15 protein-coding genes and 1 tRNA gene are annotated in these 16,450 nt (G+C 62.7%); 10 read left to right on the plus strand and 6 right to left on the minus strand.

What is annotated here, in order from left to right:
* Nucleotides 1-270 precede the first annotated feature (270 nt).
* Nucleotides 271-660, plus strand: a complete 390-nt coding sequence (locus AC1D1F_RS15705) for a hypothetical protein (protein ID WP_477679061.1) — start codon at nucleotides 271-273, stop codon at nucleotides 658-660.
* Between the two features lie 78 nt (nucleotides 661-738).
* Here the strand turns inward: AC1D1F_RS15705 and AC1D1F_RS15710 are convergent.
* The 4 genes from AC1D1F_RS15710 to AC1D1F_RS15725 form a co-directional block, all read right to left on the minus strand.
* Nucleotides 739-828: transfer RNA gene (locus tag AC1D1F_RS15710), tRNA-Ser, on the minus strand.
* A 65-nt stretch (nucleotides 829-893) separates the two neighbouring features.
* Nucleotides 894-1,268, minus strand: coding sequence for a DUF2237 family protein (locus AC1D1F_RS15715; RefSeq protein WP_477679060.1), 375 nt, complete (start codon nucleotides 1,266-1,268; stop codon nucleotides 894-896).
* Nucleotides 1,269-1,303: 35 nt separating this feature from the next.
* Nucleotides 1,304-2,221 (minus strand): SPFH domain-containing protein, encoded by a 918-nt coding sequence (locus AC1D1F_RS15720; protein ID WP_477679059.1) that lies wholly within the window; start codon nucleotides 2,219-2,221, stop codon nucleotides 1,304-1,306.
* Nucleotides 2,222-2,231: 10 nt separating this feature from the next.
* Nucleotides 2,232-2,657 carry an NfeD family protein gene (locus AC1D1F_RS15725; RefSeq protein WP_477679058.1) on the minus strand — a complete coding sequence of 142 codons (426 nt, stop codon included), beginning with the start codon at nucleotides 2,655-2,657 and terminating at the stop codon, nucleotides 2,232-2,234.
* Between the two features lie 199 nt (nucleotides 2,658-2,856).
* On the opposite strand from AC1D1F_RS15725, the gene AC1D1F_RS15730 reads away from it, so the two are divergent.
* Complete coding sequence (locus AC1D1F_RS15730; RefSeq protein ID WP_477678716.1) at nucleotides 2,857-5,145, plus strand: Orn/Lys/Arg family decarboxylase; 2,289 nt, start codon at nucleotides 2,857-2,859, stop codon at nucleotides 5,143-5,145.
* A gap of 41 nt (nucleotides 5,146-5,186) precedes the next feature.
* Here AC1D1F_RS15730 and AC1D1F_RS15735 read toward each other — a convergent pair whose 3' ends face one another.
* Nucleotides 5,187-6,131, minus strand: coding sequence for a DNA ligase (locus AC1D1F_RS15735; RefSeq protein ID WP_477678715.1), 945 nt, complete (start codon nucleotides 6,129-6,131; stop codon nucleotides 5,187-5,189).
* A gap of 142 nt (nucleotides 6,132-6,273) precedes the next feature.
* On the opposite strand from AC1D1F_RS15735, the gene AC1D1F_RS15740 reads away from it, so the two are divergent.
* The gene (locus tag AC1D1F_RS15740) at nucleotides 6,274-6,621 is read left to right on the plus strand and encodes a GFA family protein (RefSeq protein WP_477678714.1); all 348 of its coding nucleotides are present in this window, start codon (nucleotides 6,274-6,276) and stop codon (nucleotides 6,619-6,621) included.
* A gap of 70 nt (nucleotides 6,622-6,691) precedes the next feature.
* Nucleotides 6,692-7,432: a GNAT family N-acetyltransferase gene (locus AC1D1F_RS15745; RefSeq protein WP_477696815.1), complete on the plus strand. Its 741-nt coding sequence runs from the start codon at nucleotides 6,692-6,694 to the stop codon at nucleotides 7,430-7,432.
* Nucleotides 7,433-7,457: 25 nt separating this feature from the next.
* Here the strand turns inward: AC1D1F_RS15745 and fabI are convergent, their stop codons facing one another.
* The gene (fabI, locus tag AC1D1F_RS15750) at nucleotides 7,458-8,267 is read right to left on the minus strand and encodes an enoyl-ACP reductase FabI (protein WP_477677986.1); all 810 of its coding nucleotides are present in this window, start codon (nucleotides 8,265-8,267) and stop codon (nucleotides 7,458-7,460) included.
* A 96-nt stretch (nucleotides 8,268-8,363) separates the two neighbouring features.
* Between fabI and AC1D1F_RS15755 the strand changes: the two genes are divergently transcribed.
* From AC1D1F_RS15755 to nusA, 6 genes are all read left to right on the plus strand, one after another.
* Nucleotides 8,364-10,181 (plus strand): extracellular solute-binding protein, encoded by a 1,818-nt coding sequence (locus AC1D1F_RS15755; RefSeq protein WP_477677985.1) that lies wholly within the window; start codon nucleotides 8,364-8,366, stop codon nucleotides 10,179-10,181.
* A 5-nt stretch (nucleotides 10,182-10,186) separates the two neighbouring features.
* A complete protein-coding gene (locus AC1D1F_RS15760) occupies nucleotides 10,187-11,212 on the plus strand; it encodes a microcin C ABC transporter permease YejB (protein WP_477677984.1) in 1,026 nt (341 codons plus the stop codon).
* Nucleotides 11,196-12,290, plus strand: coding sequence for an ABC transporter permease (locus tag AC1D1F_RS15765; RefSeq protein ID WP_477677983.1), 1,095 nt, complete (start codon nucleotides 11,196-11,198; stop codon nucleotides 12,288-12,290). Before AC1D1F_RS15760 ends, AC1D1F_RS15765 begins: the two co-directional genes overlap by 17 nt.
* Nucleotides 12,290-13,930 (plus strand): ABC transporter ATP-binding protein, encoded by a 1,641-nt coding sequence (locus AC1D1F_RS15770; protein WP_477700769.1) that lies wholly within the window; start codon nucleotides 12,290-12,292, stop codon nucleotides 13,928-13,930. The genes AC1D1F_RS15765 and AC1D1F_RS15770 overlap by 1 nt, the downstream gene beginning before the upstream one ends.
* Before the next feature lie 371 nt (nucleotides 13,931-14,301).
* Nucleotides 14,302-14,889, plus strand: a complete 588-nt coding sequence (gene rimP, locus AC1D1F_RS15775) for a ribosome maturation factor RimP (RefSeq protein ID WP_477677980.1) — start codon at nucleotides 14,302-14,304, stop codon at nucleotides 14,887-14,889.
* Between the two features lie 33 nt (nucleotides 14,890-14,922).
* The gene (nusA, locus tag AC1D1F_RS15780) at nucleotides 14,923-16,449 is read left to right on the plus strand and encodes a transcription termination factor NusA (protein ID WP_436154762.1); all 1,527 of its coding nucleotides are present in this window, start codon (nucleotides 14,923-14,925) and stop codon (nucleotides 16,447-16,449) included.
* Nucleotide 16,450: the final 1 nt, after the last annotated feature.

Here is a 16,450-nt window from a genome sequence, read left to right on the forward strand (position 1 = left end):
CGAGAAAGCGGAAAGCCTTGCCGGCTACGGCTGAAACGAGGAATCGTGGAAACATTGCCCGCAAAAAGACAATGTGAGCAAACGAATTCTTTTTACCGAACCAGAATGGATTCAGGCAGGGTTTTTGTGCTTCCGATAGGAATAAAGGATGACAGTGACCTGCCTGGAATGCACAAAACCAATCCGGCGAGGTACCCGTGGATCAGGGCCACATGCGGCCCTTTCGATTGATGAGGCCCGGCGGATCAACCTTTTTCTTGGAGACGTCAAATGGCTAAAACGCAAGCAACCCCGGGAATTCCTTCCGGTCCCAGCAGCACGGAAACCGCTGCCGAACAGCTCGTGGTCCTCACCGATGTTCTGGGGCGTAAATTGAAGGTCAAGCCCATCGACATCCTCTACGAAAGCCGGCTCACGCGGATGTTCGGCACTGAAGCCGCGGCCAATCTCCCCTACATGATGGGCTTTGTCTATCCCGCTGCCTCGGTCTGCGAAATAGACGGCGTGCCGTATCCGCGCCCCACCAGCCAGCAGGAAGTCGACGATGCCATTGAGCGTCTGGGCCGCGAAGGTTTTGCCGCATTCCTGCAGCACATGCAATCCGAAGTGGAGAAGATCAAGCAGATGGTGGAAGCCGACGTGGAGACAAAGCCGGAGTAGCCGGACTGGCGAGCGTCAGAGCTCGATGTAAGACCAAAATGAAAAACGGGGCGCAAGGCCCCGTTTTCATTGACTCACTGGCGGAAGAGGCGGGATTCGAACCCGCGGTAGGTTTAACCCTACGCACGCTTTCCAGGCGTGTGACTTAAACCGCTCATCCACCCTTCCGCGAAGCCTTTGATTATAGCAGCGCCCAGGCCTGCCGGCCGGGAAATGCGCCATAAATGCACACGCTAATGAACCGCGCCCTGGAAGCGGTGCTTCTCCAGCTGGGCCAGGGTGACGAATTCCAGCGCCTTGCTATGGGTGGACTCAAGGATGACGGGCGGCGCAAAGCCGGCTTCCAGCGCTTCCCGCCAGCGGTTGGCGCACAGGCACCAGCGGTCGCCCGGTTTGAGCCCGGCGAAGCGGTGGGCAGGCCGTGGTGTACTCAGGTCGTTGCCGTGCAGGGCGGAAAACGCCAGGAACCCGGCGGTGACCCGCACGCAAACCAGGTGGGAGCCGAGGTCCGAGGCGTCCGTGTTGCAGCAGCCGTCGCGAAAGTAGCCTGTGAGCGGGTCGTAGGAACAGGGCACGAGGTCCGTACCCAGGACGTTTTTTGCGGTCATGGCTTTCTCATAGCTGTTTTCCCGGCAGACCCGTATTACACCTTGTTGGCTTGCACCATCTTCATGGCGGAGCTGATGAGGGAGCCGACTTCCGTCATGTTGCTGGGCACAATCAAGGTGGTCTTGGCGTCCTTGGCCACCTTGGAATACGCCTCCACCGCCTGCTGGGCCACTTTGAGCTGGACAGCCTGCTCGCCGCCGGGCTGGCGGATGGCGGCGGCCACCATTTCGATGGCTTTGGCGTTGGCGTCGGCGACGGCCATGATGGCGGCCGCTTCACCCTGGGCGTTGTTGATGGCGGCCAGTTTTTCGCCTTCGGAGCGGGCGATGAAGGCCTCGCGTTCACCGGTGGCGATATTGATCTGTTCCTGGCGCCGGCCTTCCGAGGCGGCGATCAGCGCGCGTTTTTCGCGCTCGGCGGTGATCTGCGACTGCATGGCGTGCAGGATTTCCTTGGGCGGCGTCAAATCCTTGATTTCGTAGCGCAGGACCTTCACGCCCCAGTTCAGGGCCGCTTCGTCAATGGCGGCCACAACCTGCGCGTTGATGATGTCGCGCTCCTCAAAGGTCTTGTCGAGTTCCAGCTTGCCGATGACGGAACGCAGCGAGGTCTGGGCCAGCTGGGTGACGGCCACGATGTAGTTGGATGAGCCGTAGCTGGCGCGCATCGGGTCGGTGACCTGGAAATACAGGATGCCGTCGACCTGCAGTTGCGTGTTGTCGCGCGTGATGCAAACCTGGCTGGGCACGTCGAGCGGGATTTCCTTGAGGCTGTGCTTGTAGGCGACGCGGTCCACGAAGGGAATCAGCCAGTTCAGGCCGGGCGTCAGCGTTCCGGCGTATTTCCCCAGCCGTTCCTTGACCCAGGCATTCTGCTGGGGCACGACCTTGATGGCGCGGATGACGAAGATCATCCCGACGATGAAAACGATAAGTGCTACATAAGATGACATGTTGATTCCCTCAGATTTTTTCTACGACCAGTTTGCTGCCAATGACTTCCCGGATACGGTGGGGACCCGCGGAGGGCGTTGCACCGGCCGCCTGCACGACCGCCCATTGCGCGCCGCGGTAGCGCACCAGTGCCGTACCGTCAGCTTGCCAGTTGTCGACCTGCACGGTCTCGCCGACATCCATGTTGACGTCCGGGTTGGTCCCGGGCGGCAGGGCTTCGGGGCTCCGGCCCCGGACAAAATGGGCAATGCCAACGGTGGCCGAGCCCACCACGGCCGCGGTGATCAGCTGCACGGACGTCGATGCGCCCAGATGGGCGGCGACGGCAGCGGCCGCCAGCCCTACGGCCACCATCAGCAGGTAAAACGTTCCCGTCGCCAGTTCCACCGCGACGGCCACGCCGGCCAGCAGCCACCAGATCGTCGATTCACTCATGCATCCTCCTTTTGTAGGTCATCCGCTACATTTTGGGGCAATTAGACCCCAAGACAAGCGTAGCGCAACAATATGTCCTTACACTTCGCTGCTTGGAAAAAGCTTCCTATCACCGCTCGGGCTCAACCTGTCTATGCCTTTTGAGCGTTCCCCATGCCCTCCGACAGGTTCAGGGCGCCCTTGAACTGCTCTCCCCGTCATGAAATTCCGCTTTCCCATCGTCATCATTGACGAAGATTTTCGTTCCGAAAATACCTCCGGCCTGGGTATCCGCGCGCTGGCGCAGGCCATTGAAAGCGAGGGCTTCGAGGTACTGGGCGTCACCAGCTACGGCGACCTCTCGCAGTTCGCCCAGCAGCAAAGCCGGGCCAGCGCCTTTATTTTGTCGATCGACGACGAAGAGTTCTCGCCCGGGCCCGATCTCGACCCCGCAGTGCTGAACCTGCGCAACTTCATCGAAGAGGTGCGCCGCAAGAACCTGGACGTGCCGATCTATGTCTATGGCGAGACCAAGACCTCGCGCCACATCCCCAACGACATCCTGCGTGAGCTGCACGGCTTCATCCACATGTTCGAGGACACGCCCGAGTTCGTGGCGCGCCACATCCTGCGGGAGGCCAAGAGCTACCTGGAAGGCGTGCAGCCGCCGTTTTTCAAGGCCTTGCTCGACTACGCCGAGGACGGCTCCTATTCCTGGCACTGCCCCGGCCATTCGGGCGGCGTCGCTTTCCTCAAAAGCCCCGTCGGGCAGATGTTCCACCAGTTCTTCGGCGAGAACATGCTGCGCGCCGACGTCTGCAACGCCGTGGAAGAGCTTGGCCAGCTGCTGGACCACGACGGCGCCATCGGCGCCAGCGAGCGCAACGCCGCGCGCATCTTCAACGCCGACCACTGCTTCTTCGTGACCAACGGCACCTCCACCAGCAACAAGATGGTCTGGCACCACACGGTGGCGCCGGGCGATGTCGTGGTGGTCGACCGCAACTGCCACAAGTCCATCCTGCACGCCATCATCATGACGGGCGCGATCCCGGTGTTTTTGAAGCCAACGCGCAACCATTTCGGCATCATTGGCCCGATTCCGCAAAGCGAGTTTGACCCCGAGGCCATCAAGGCCAAGATACGCGCCAACCCGCTGCTCAAGGGCGTCGACGCCGACAGCGTGAAGCCGCGCGTGCTGACGCTGACGCAGTCGACCTACGACGGCGTGCTTTACAACACCGAAACCATCAAGGGCATGCTCGACGGCTATGTCGACAACCTGCACTTTGACGAGGCCTGGCTGCCGCACGCGGCCTTCCACCCGTTCTACGGCAGTTACCACGCGATGGGCAAGAGCCGCATCCGGCCGAAAAACGCCGTGGTCTACGCCACGCAGTCCATCCACAAGCTGCTGGCCGGCATCAGCCAGGCCAGCCACGTGCTGGTGCAGGACTCGCAGAACACCAAGCTCGACAGGCACCTCTTCAACGAGGCCTACCTGATGCACACCTCCACCTCTCCGCAGTACAGCATCATTGCCAGCTGCGACGTGGCCGCCGCCATGATGGAGCCTCCCGGCGGCACGGCGCTGGTCGAGGAAAGCATTGCCGAGGCGCTGGATTTCCGCCGCGCCATGCGCAAGATCGATCAGGAATACGGCACCGACTGGTGGTTCAAGGTCTGGGGCCCGGACAAGCTGGTCGAAGAGGGCATAGGCGAGTCGCAGGACTGGATCATCAAGGGCGAGTCGCGCAGCGCCAAGACAGCGAAGAACGGCGCCAACAACTGGCACGGTTTCGGCCAGATGGCCACCGGCTTCAACATGCTGGACCCGATCAAGTCCACCATCGTCACGCCGGGCCTGGACCTGAACGGCAAGTTCGCGAAGACCGGCATCCCGGCCAGCATCGTGACCAAGTTCCTGGCAGAGCATGGCGTGATCGTCGAGAAAACCGGCCTCTACAGTTTCTTCATCATGTTCACTATCGGCATCACCAAAGGCCGCTGGAACACGCTGCTGACGGCGCTGCAGCAGTTCAAGGACGACTACGACAAGAACCAGCCGATGTGGCGCATCCTGCCCGAGTTCTGCCAGAAGTACCCCAAATATGAGCGCATGGGCCTGGCCGACTTGTGCCAGCACATCCATACGCTGTACGCCAAATACGACATCGCGCGGCTGACGACCGAGGTCTACCTGAGCGACCTGGCGCCCGCCATGAAGCCCAGCGACGCCTATTCCCACATCGCCCACCGCACGACGGAGCGGGTCGAGATCGACCACCTGGAGGGCCGCATCACCGTGGGCCTGGTCACGCCGTACCCGCCGGGCATCCCGCTGCTGATCCCGGGCGAGGTCTTCAACAAGCGCATCGTCGACTACCTGAAGTTCTCGCGCGAATTCAACGCCCAGTGCCCGGGTTTCGAGACCGACATCCATGGACTCGTCGAAGAGGTCGATGCCAAAGGCAAGACCCGCTACTACGCCGACTGCGTCAAGAAATAGACCCGGTGGTAGGCCCGGAGCCGGGTGCGCACCTGCCCGGCTTAAAGGGCGTCGTCCCGCACCCGCATAAAGCTCGCGAAGCGCGGAATGCCGCTATCGTTCAGGCCGCGAAAACGGTAGGTGACGGTGCTGCCCACGGGCGGCGGGTTCTGGCGCAACTCGTCGCTGAGGCCGCTGCCCAGCTTGAAACGCTGGCCGGTCTTGCCGTCCGCACCCGGAATTTCCACCAGCAGCGCCCCCACCATGCCCGCGTATTTTCCCTGGCCGGGGAGGTGCGCCACCACGCGGGCCTCGTTGTCTTCATGCGGCTTGGCCTTGAGCAGGTCGTCGCTGCGCTGGCCTTTGTAAAACGACGCCCCCCGGTGCAGCATCAGGCCTTCGCCGCCATGCTTGACGGTGGTGGCCAACAGCGCCTGCAGGGCCGCATGGTTGGCCACCTTGGACTGCGCCACGGCGTGCACCCAGGGCTGGTCGATACGGCTCACCACCCCATTCAGCGCGGGAATGCGTTCGCTGAACGGGCCGCCTTGCGCCGGCAGGTCGAACACCATGAAACGCATGGCCCGCCAGGCAGCCGCGTCCGGGCTTTGCTGGCGCACGGTGGACACCGCCCGGGAAAACTGGCCGTGGCCAGCCCACAGTTCGCCGTCAAGCGGAACCTTGGGCCAGCCGGCCGTGAACCAGGCCGGCGCGGCGATGCGTTCTCCGCCACGGGTCAGCAGCTTTTCGCCATCCCAGTAGCCACGCACGCCGTCGTATTTTTCGCTGACCCAGTAGTCGGGCACGGAGGTGCCTGGGCGATAGACCTTGGCGAGCATCAACTCCGGCGCCTGCGAGGCAGCCGCCAAAGCCAGGGCCGAGGTGGGCAAGGCGGGCGTCAGCAGGCCCGCGAGGACCAGCAGCAGGTGCAGCGCCTTCAGGCGGAAAAATGCCGCCGGGGCAGAAGCGCGAGAGGAGGGAATCCGGAATTGATGCTGAGTCGCCATAGTATTGTTGACTTTGAGCTGTATGAATGTACAGTCTATAGTCCCGTGCCGGACGCTGCAAGCGTCCCTTCAGCAAACTGTTGAGGGCGCGCCACATGCGCGTGGTTCCCTTCCAGATTATTGAGAAAAAAGGATGCAAAACATGACTCACCAAGGAAGTTGCCATTGCGGAAGGATTGCCTTCGAGGTTGAAGGCGAACCCGCCGGCGCGCTGGCCTGCAATTGCTCCATGTGCTCGCGCAAGGGATCGCTGCTCTGGTTTGTTCCGCACGAGCAGTTGCGCCTGCTGACTCCCGACGAGAACGCCAGCACCTATTTGTTCAACAAGCACCTCATCCGCCACCGGTTTTGCCCCACCTGCGGCATCCACCCTTATGGCGAGGGCACAGGCCCGGATGGCAAGCGCATGGCGGCCATCAACCTGCGCTGCGTGCAGGACCTGGACCTCGCCGCCATTCCCGTCCAGCACTTTAACGGGCGGGCTTCCTAGCCAATAATCAGCAGACTCGAAGCCGCCTGCTCGCGAGCTTTGTCCCGTGGACTTTTCACCCCGAGGAACCATGACCTCCAGCGATATCGAATCCATAGAGCGCGCCACCTTGGCCGCGGTGTCTCCCGAAGCCGTGGAGGAATTCCAGGGCTGGCTCCTGCCTTTTGACAGCGGCACCGTCAGCCGGGCGCATAGCGCCGTGCCGCTGCGCCACCTACCGGCCGACGAGGGCCTGGTCGACCAGGTCGAAGCGCGTTATCGGGCGCGCGGCCTGCGCACGGTGTTCCGCCTGGCCAATGAGGCCTGCTTCGACGGCCTGCGGCAGGAACTGTTGCGGCGCGGCTACCAGGCCGGGAAACCGGTGCTGGTTCAGGTGGCGACTGTCCAGGCCATGCGCGCGGCCAGTGCGGCTGCGCCCGCCGAAACTGCCGATGCGCCCGATGCCGCGTGGGCGGCGCTGTTCCTGGCCGAAGGTTTTGACCCGGTGGACGGCGCGAGCCGCGTCAAGGCCTTGAGCCGCGCCCGCGGTTCGGTCTATGCCAGCGTCCGCGAGAACGGCAAAACCGTGGCCGCGGGCGCCGGCGCGTTCAGCCATGGCTGGTCCAGCGTGCACGGCATGCGCACCGACCAGGCTTGCAGGGGCAGGGGACTGGCCGGGCGCGTGCTGGCGGGGATCGCCGGGGTGGCGGAGCAGCGCGGCATCACACGGGCGTTTTTGCAGGTCGAAGATGTCAATGCCCCGGCGCTGGCGCTGTACCGGCGCGCGGGTTTTGCATCCGTCTGGAGTTACGACTACTGGCGTCAAGCCTGAACAGGCTCAACCTGCCAGGCCAGCTTCAGGCCGCTTCGGCGGGCTCGGCGATGCCGCCCACGACGTGGCTGAAGCCGCCATCGACATAGGTGATCTCTGCGCTCACGCCGCCGGCCAGGTCGCTCAGCAGGAAAGCCGCCACGTTGCCCACGTCCTCAATCGTCACGTTGCGGCGGATAGGCGAAGCCTCGGCGACCACGCTCAAAATCTTGCCGAAGCCCTTGATGCCGCTGGCGGCCAAAGTCTTGATGGGGCCGGCGCTGATGCCGTTGACGCGCATGCCCTTAGGGCCCAGTGACTCGGCCAGGTAACGGACCGAGGTTTCCAGGCTGGCCTTGGCCAGGCCCATGGTGTTGTAGTTGGGAACGGTGCGCACCGCGCCCAGGTAGGTCAGCGTGAGCAGGGCAGATTTTTTGTTCAGGTAAGGCAGGGCGGCCTTGGCCATGGCCGGAAAGCTGTAGGCGCTGATGTCGTGGGCGATCTTGAAGCCCTCGCGCGACAGGCCGTCCAGGAAATCGCCGGCGATCGCCTCGCGCGGCGCATAACCGATGCTGTGCACAAAACCGTCAAAGGTCGGCCAGGTCTGGGACAGGTCGGCGAACAGCTTGGCGATCTGGGCGTCGTCGCCCACGTCGCAGTCAAAAATCAGTTTCGAGTCGAAATCGGCGGCGAATTCCGTGATGCGGTCCTTGAAGCGCTCGCCCACGTAGCTGAAGGCCAGTTCGGCGCCCTGCGCGTGGCAGGCCTTGGCGATGCCGTAGGCGATGGAGCGGTTGGACAGCACGCCCGTGATCAACAGTTTTTTGCCAGTGAGGAATCCGGTGTGTGTCGCCATGCAGGTGCTCCAGTAAATGTGCTGAGGGTGGGCCGGCAAGGGGCGCGAGATATGCGCGCCGGAAATTTGCCGACCCAAGTAGTGCAGAATTGTCGCATGCGAAGTTTGCTGCTCTGGGTCCTGCTGGGAGTTTCATTGCCATCGTGGGCAGCGCACGGCTACGCCCTCTGGGGTGACCTTAAATACCCCGCCGGCTTTGCCCATTTCGATTACGTCAATCCGGCCGCACCCAAAGACGGGGAACTGCGCCTGGTCAGCAACCTGCGCTATTCGACTTTCGACAAATACAACCCCTTCACGATCAAGGGCTCGGCGCCGGCCTACCTGGCGACGCTGATGTTCGATTCGCTCCTGGCCGGCTCCATGGACGAAACCGCCGCAGGCTATGGCCTGCTGGCCGAGGATGTGGAGCTAGCGCCCGACCGGCTGAGCGTGGTGTTCCGTCTGCGTCCGCAAGCGAAATTCCATAACGGGGCGCCGGTGGAGGCCGCAGACGTCAAGCACAGCTACGATACGCTGATAGGTCCTTACACGTCGCCCGGTTACAAGACCGCGCTGGAGGACGTGGCGGGTTGCGACGTGATCGACGCGCGCACGGTGCGTTACCGGTTCAAGAAGCCTTACCGCGAACTGCCCCTGACGGTGGGCGGCCTGCCGGTGTTCAGCCGCGCATGGGGCATGGTGAACGGCAAGCCCAAGCGCTTCGACGACGTTGTGATGGACGTGCCCATCGGCAGCGGGCCTTACAAAATAGGCCCGGTGCGTTTCGGCAAGGACATCACCTATGTTCGCGATCCCAATTACTGGGCCCGCGATTTGAACGTGCGGCGCGGCGGCTACAACTTCGATCGCATCACCGTGAAGATCTACAAGGACAGCACAGCGCGGTTGGAGGCCCTGAAGGCGGCTGAGTTCGACATGATGAGCTTTTACTCGGCCGGCGACTGGGCACGCCGTGTAACGGGCAAGCGCTTCGATTCGGGCGAACTGGTCAAGCAGGAATTCCAGCACCGCCAGCCGTCCGGGTTCCAGAGCTATGTGCTCAACAGCCGCAAGCCCATGCTCTCCGACCCACGTGTGCGCGAAGCCCTGGACCTGGCTCTGGACTACGAGTGGATGAACCGGCAGTTGTTCTACAACGGCTATCCGCGCGTGAAAGACCTGTTCGGCAACACGGACTGCGCCGCCACCGGCCAGCCATCACCGGACGAGCTGGCCCTGCTGGAGCCCTTGCGCGCCAAAGTGCCTGCCGCGGTCTTCGGGCTCATGTACCAGCCGCCCGAAACGACCGGCGAAGGTCAATCGCTGCGCAACAACCTGCGTAAGGCGCAGGCCCTGCTCAAGGATGCCGGCTGGATCTACCGCGATGGCGCGCTGCGCAATGCCAAGGGCGAGGCCATGGTGCTCGACTACCTGGACAGCCGTGACACGGGCATGCGCACGGTTGCGCCCTGGATGCGCAACCTGGAAAAGCTGGGCATCACGCTGCGCTTCTCGCCGGTTGACTTCGCGCTCTACCAGCAGCGGCTGGATAAATTCGAGTTCGACATTACGACCATTAACTTCCCAGGCACGCACGATCCGGGCCAGCAGCTGAGCGACATCTTCGGCAGCAAGGCGGCCGACACCGAAAGTTCGGGCAATTACTTCGGCGTCAAGAGCCCGGCCGTGGATGCGTTGGTCACCGCGGTGGTCAGCGCCAGGACCAAGGCCGAACTGATCCCGGCCTGCCGAGCGCTGGACCGTGTGGTCATGCATAGCCACTACCTGATCCCCCAGTGGACGCTGACGTCTCACCGCGTCGCCTACAACGGCTGGCGGCTGGGCTTCAAACCGCCGATGCCGCCCTATGCCGGGGCGGAAGACTGGGTGATGATGGCCTGGTGGGCCAAACCTGCACCCCAAGGAAAATAAGCAACATGCTCGCCTACGTCGTCAAACGCCTGCTGCTGATGATCCCCACTTTGCTGGGCGTTCTGCTGATTACCTTTGCCGTGGTCCAGTTCGTGCCCGGCGGACCGGTGGAGCAGTATCTGTCGGATGCCAAAGGCGGCTTCGGCGGCGTGGAGTCGGGTGGCTCCAGCTACCGTGGCAACCAGGGTGTGGATCCCAAGCGGCTGGAGGCGATCAAGGCCCTGTATGGTTTCGACAAACCGGCCCACGAGCGGCTGGTGCAGATGTTGGGCCAGTTCGCGCGCTTCGATCTAGGCAAGAGCTTTTTCCAGAACAAGGATGTGTGGACGCTGATCCTCGAGAAGCTGCCGGTGTCTATCAGCCTGGGACTGTGGACTTTTTTCATCAGTTACGGCGTGGCCGTGCCCTTGGGCGTGGCCAAGGCGGTGAGGGCGGGGAGCAAATTCGATCTGATCACCACCTTGCTGATCCTGGTAGGTTATGCCATTCCGGGCTTTGTGCTGGGCGTTGTGTTGCTGGTGATCTTTGGCGGCCAGTTGCAGTGGTTTCCGTTGCGCGGGCTTACGTCGCCCAACTGGGACGAGCTCAACTGGGGCGCGAAGATCGTGGACTACCTCTGGCACATCGCATTGCCGGTGACGGCCATGGTTTTCGGTAGTTTCGCGGTGACGGCCATGCTGACCAAGAACTCGTTCCTGGAGGAGATTCGCAAGCAATATGTGTTGACCGCGCGCGCCAAGGGCCTGGCCGAAAACCGCGTGCTTTGGAAGCATGTGTTTCGTAATGCGCTGATTCCCATCATCACGGGATTTCCCGGCGCGTTCATCGGGGCGTTCTTCACGGGGTCACTGTTGATCGAAACGCTGTTTTCGCTGGATGGCCTGGGCTTGCTCAGCTACGAGAGTGTGATCCGGCGCGACTATCCCGTGGTGCTTGGAACCCTTTATCTGTTCACGTTGATAGGGCTTTTAACCAAGCTGATCAGCGACCTCTCTTACGTACTGGTGGACCCTCGTGTCAAATTCGACTAGCACTGGCGCCTCCACGCTCGCGGGGGGTGTTGCCTCTGGGGGCGGTCCGGCGGCGCTCCACGTCAGCCCCGCCCGTCGCGCCTGGCGGCGATTTCGCCGCAACCCGCTGGGTTTCTGGAGTCTGGTGATCTTCAGTGCGATGGTGGTGCTCAGCCTGTTCGCCGAAGTCGTCTCCAACGACCGGCCGCTGATCGTGCGCTACGAGGGCGCCATCTATTTCCCCATCGTCAAGGACTACTCGGAGCAGACCTTCGGCGGTGATTTCCCCGCGTCCGCCGATTACCTGGACCCATTCATCCGCGACCGCATCACCACCGGCGGCAACTGGGCGATCTATGCGCCCAACCCTTACGGCCCCAAGACCCTGAACTACTTCGCCAAGTCCCCCAGTCCAGCCGCGCCCACGCGGGATAACTGGTTCGGCACCGATGACCGGGGACGTGACCTGCTGGCACAACTGATCTATGGATTTCGCGTCAGTGTTCTCTTCGGACTGGCGCTGACCGTGACCGGCACGGCGCTGGGCATCCTGGCGGGTGCGGTGCAGGGGTATTTTGCGGGTAAGACCGACCTGGTGATGCAGCGCCTGATCGAGATCTGGAGCGCGATGCCCGCACTCTATTTGCTCATCATCTTCAGTGCCATCTTCGCGCCCAGCGTCGCGCTGCTGCTGATCCTGTTGTCGGTGTTCGGCTGGATGGACCTGGCCGACTACGTGCGCGCGGAGTTCCTGCGAAACCGGCAGATGGACTACGTGCGGGCGGCCAAGGCTCTTGGCGTGGGTACTTGGCAGATCATGTGGCGCCACATCCTGCCCAACAGCATGACCCCGGTGGTGACTTTTCTGCCGTTTCGCATGAGCGGCGCAATCCTGGCGCTGACCTCTCTCGATTTCCTCGGCCTGGGTGTGCCGCCCGGCACGCCTTCGCTCGGCGAACTGCTGTCCCAGGGCAAGAACAATATTGACGCCTGGTGGATTTCTCTTTCGACTTTTGCGGTGCTGGTCATAACGCTGCTGTTGCTCACCTTCATGGGTGACGCCCTGCGCGACGCCATGGATCCCAGGAAGGCCGACTGATGGCAACACCGCTGCTCGACGTCCAGAACCTGCGGATATCGTTTGCGGGCAAGCCCGTGGTCCACGGCATCGACTTCTCCATCGCACCCGGCGAAAAACTGGCGCTGGTGGGCGAGTCCGGCTCGGGCAAGACGGTGACCGCGCTGAGCCTGCTGCGGCTGGTGCAAAACGCCGCAGTCGGCGGAAAAGCCGTCTTTACCGGCGTGGATGCGGCCGACCGCACAGCCAGCGGGGCGCCGCCCAAGGCGCCCGTCGATTTGCTGTCCCTGCCCGAGGCATCCTTGCGCGGGATTCGCGGCCGCGACATCGCGATGATCTTCCAGGAGCCCATGACGGCTCTCAACCCGCTCTACAGCGTGGGGGACCAGATTGCCGAAGTGCTCCAGGTCCACAAAGGCCAGACCCCGGCTGAAGCGATGCAGGGCGCGATCGCCTTGCTGGCCGATACCGGGATTCCGGAGCCCGAGCGCCGCGCCAATGCTTTGCCGCACCAGCTCTCGGGCGGACAGCGGCAGCGGGCCATGATCGCGATGGCGCTGGCCTGCCAGCCCCGGCTGCTGCTGGCCGACGAGCCCACCACGGCCCTGGACGTCACCCTGCGCGGCCAGATCCTGGACCTGCTGGGCGAGTTGCAGCAGCGCAACGGCATGGCCGTGCTGCTGATCACCCACGACCTCAACCTGGTGCGCAAGTTCGCCGACCGGGTGGCTGTGATGGAAAACGGCCGCATTGTGGAGCAGGGCGCCGTCACCGAGGTCTTCGCCCGGCCCCAGCATCCTTACACCCGCAAGCTGATCGACAGCAAGCCGCAGCGCGACGGGCTGGCGGCTGCCGGCGCAGCGGCGGATGCCGCTGCCACGATGACGGCGGAGCGGCTGCGTGTGGCCTACCAGGTGCCCATTCCCGGCATCCGGGGCTGGTTCCGGCGCGGCGAATTTGTGGCGGTGAAAGACGCGAGTTTCCAGATCCCGGCCGGCAGGACGCTGGGTGTGATCGGCGAATCGGGCTCGGGCAAGTCCACCCTGGCGCTGGCCAGCCTGGGCCTGCTGCCTTTTTCGGGGCAACTGCAGGCGGTGGGCCAGGCCTGGAGCAAGGAGGCCGCGCGCAACAAAGCCATGCGCCGTGCGGTGCAAGTGGTGTTCCAGGACCCGTTTTCCTCGCTGTCGCCGCGCATGACCGTCGAAGCCATTGTGGAGGAGGGCCTGCGAGTGCATGAACCCGGCCTGCACGACGCTGGGCGGCGCGAGCGCGCCTTGCAGGCGCTGGCGGATGTCGGCATGACGGAGGCCCAGTTTCCGGGCCTGCTGCAGCGTTACCCGCACGAATTTTCGGGCGGGCAGCGCCAGCGCCTGGCGATTGCCCGGGCGCTCATCGTCAACCCCAGCCTGCTGGTGCTGGACGAGCCGACCAGCGCGCTCGACGTGACCATCCAGAAACAGGTGCTGGGCCTGCTGCAAAGGCTGCAACGCGAACGCGGCCTCAGTTATTTGCTGATCACGCACGACGTCGACGTCATCCGCGCCATGGCACATGAGGTCATGGTCATGAAGGACGGTGACGTGCTGGAATCCGGTTCGCTCGGCGAGGTGCTGGATTCACCGCGCCATCCGTACACACGAGTCCTTGTGACGGCGACCTGAATACTTGATAAATCACTTTAAATAATTAAAAAATCCATATGATTTAAAAAGAAATTTCAGAAAAATTAAGCAGGCATTGAAAATCGGGAGGCGGGCGCCCATCTTTGAGTTCCCACTGTTTTCCCCCATGCGCGACCTGCGGCCCAAAGGCGTGCCGGTGCGATACAGAACTCAACAAATAAAAGATGATCCGGAGGCCATGAGCGGGTTTCCGGCAGCGGCGCTCGTTTCAGGCACGGAAATTGTTTGCATCGAAGGGCGCAGCACGTTACAATAAGAGCTTCACGACCAAATGGGCGGGTTTTCACCGCCCATTTTTTTTGGGCGTTTGTTTTTGAATATCGATTTTTAAAGCGGGTTTTAGAGACTGAATGGCATTGCAAGAGACGATTGAGCAAACTGTGACGGGACTGGGCTACGAGCTGGTCGAGATCGAGCGCACCGGCGGCGGTTTGCTGCGTGTCACGATCGACATGCCTTACGTCCAGGGCGCCGAACAGTTCATCAATGCCGAAGACTGCGAAAAAGTCACCCGCCAGCTGCAGTTCGTGCTGGAAGTCGAGGGCGCCGAATACGCCCGGCTGGAGGTCAGTTCCCCCGGCATCGACAGGCCCCTGCGCAGCGAAAAGGATTTTGAGCGTTTTGCCGGCGAACTCGTCGACATCACGCTGAAGGCGCCGATTGGTGTGGCCGCCAGCGCCGGTTCGACGGTGGCGGCCAGCCGCAAGAAATTCCGCGGCACGCTGGAGCGCGCCGAGGCTGGCTGGCAAATCGTCTGGAGTGACGAGCCCGCCGCCAAACCCGGCCAGAAGATCAGCAAGAAGAGGATTCCCGCACCGTTGCAGGCGCTGGGTTTCACGCTCGACGAACTTCACCAGGCGCGCCTTGCGCCCGTGGTGGACTTCAAGGGCCGTAAACCCAAATCAGCCCCCGGTACCGGTCCCTCGACAGAGAATTAAATTTCAAGAAATGAAGAAAGGCAGGCTTGTGAAATGAATCGCGAACTGTTGATGTTGGTTGATGCCATCTCGCGTGAAAAAAATGTGGAACGCGACGTCGTTTTCGGCGCCGTTGAGCTCGCGCTCGCCTCGGCCACCAAAAAGGTGTACGAGGGCGAAGTGGACATCCGCGTGGCCGTCGACCGTGACAGCGGCAATTACGAGACCTTCCGCCGCTGGCTGGTGGTGCCCGACGAAGCCGGCCTGCAGAACCCCGAAGCCGAAGAGTTGGTGAGCGACGCGCGCGACGAAATCGCCGACATCGAAGAAGGCGACTACATCGAAAAGCCGGTTGAAAGCCTGCCTATCGGGCGCATCGGCGCGCAAGCGGCCAAACAGGTCATCCTGCAGAAAATCCGCGACGCCGAGCGCGAAATGCTGCTCAACGACTTCATGTCGCGCGGCGACAAGATTTTCGTCGGCACCGTCAAGCGCATGGACAAGGGCGACATCATCGTCGAATCCGGCCGCGTCGAAGGGCGCCTGCGCCGCGGTGACATGATCCCCAAGGAAAACCTGCGTTCCGGCGACCGCGTCCGCGCCATGATCATGGAAGTGGACACGACCCTGCGCGGCGCGCCCATCATCCTCTCGCGCACCGCGCCCGAGTACATGATCGAGCTGTTTCGCCAGGAAGTGCCTGAAATCGAGCAAGGCCTGCTGGAGATCAAATCCTGCGCCCGTGACCCCGGTTCGCGCGCCAAGATCGCCGTGCTGTCGCATGACAAGCGCGTCGACCCCATCGGCACCTGCGTCGGCGTGCGCGGCACCCGCGTCAACGGCGTGACCAACGAGCTCGCCGGTGAACGTGTCGACATCGTGCTGTGGAGCGAAGACCCGGCCCAGTTCGTCATTGGCGCGCTGGCCCCGGCCAACGTGTCGTCCATCGTGGTGGATGAAGAGCGCCATGCCATGGACGTTGTCGTTGATGAGGAAAACCTGGCGATTTCGATCGGCCGCGGCGGCCAGAACGTGCGCCTTGCCGCCGAGCTGACCGGCTGGAAGATCAACATCATGACGGCCGACGAGTCCGCCCAGAAGCAGGCGAGCGAGACCGACACCAGCCGCAAGCTTTTCATGGAAAAGCTCGACGTGGACGAGGAAATCGCCGACATCCTGATCTCCGAAGGCTTCACCAGCCTCGAAGAAGTGGCCTATGTTCCGCTGCAGGAAATGCTCGAGATCGAATCCTTCGACGAAGACACCGTCAATGAGCTGCGCACGCGCGCCAAAGACGCGCTCCTGACGATGGAAATCGCCAAGGAAGAAAATGCCGAGGGCGTTTCGCAGAACCTGCGCGACGTCGAAGGCCTCACGCCAGAGCTGATCGCCAAATTGACCGAAGCGGGCATCACCACCCGCGACGACCTGGCCGACCTGGCTGTGGACGAACTCACCGATATCACCGGCCAGTCTTCGGACGAGGCCAAAGCCCTGATCATGACCGCTCGCGCGCATTGGTTTACCGATGAGCCCGCTGCCGCTGACACCCCTGCACCCGCAGCGGCCCAAGAGCAATGAT

The organism is Polaromonas sp. P1_H6 (genome assembly GCF_056405195.1).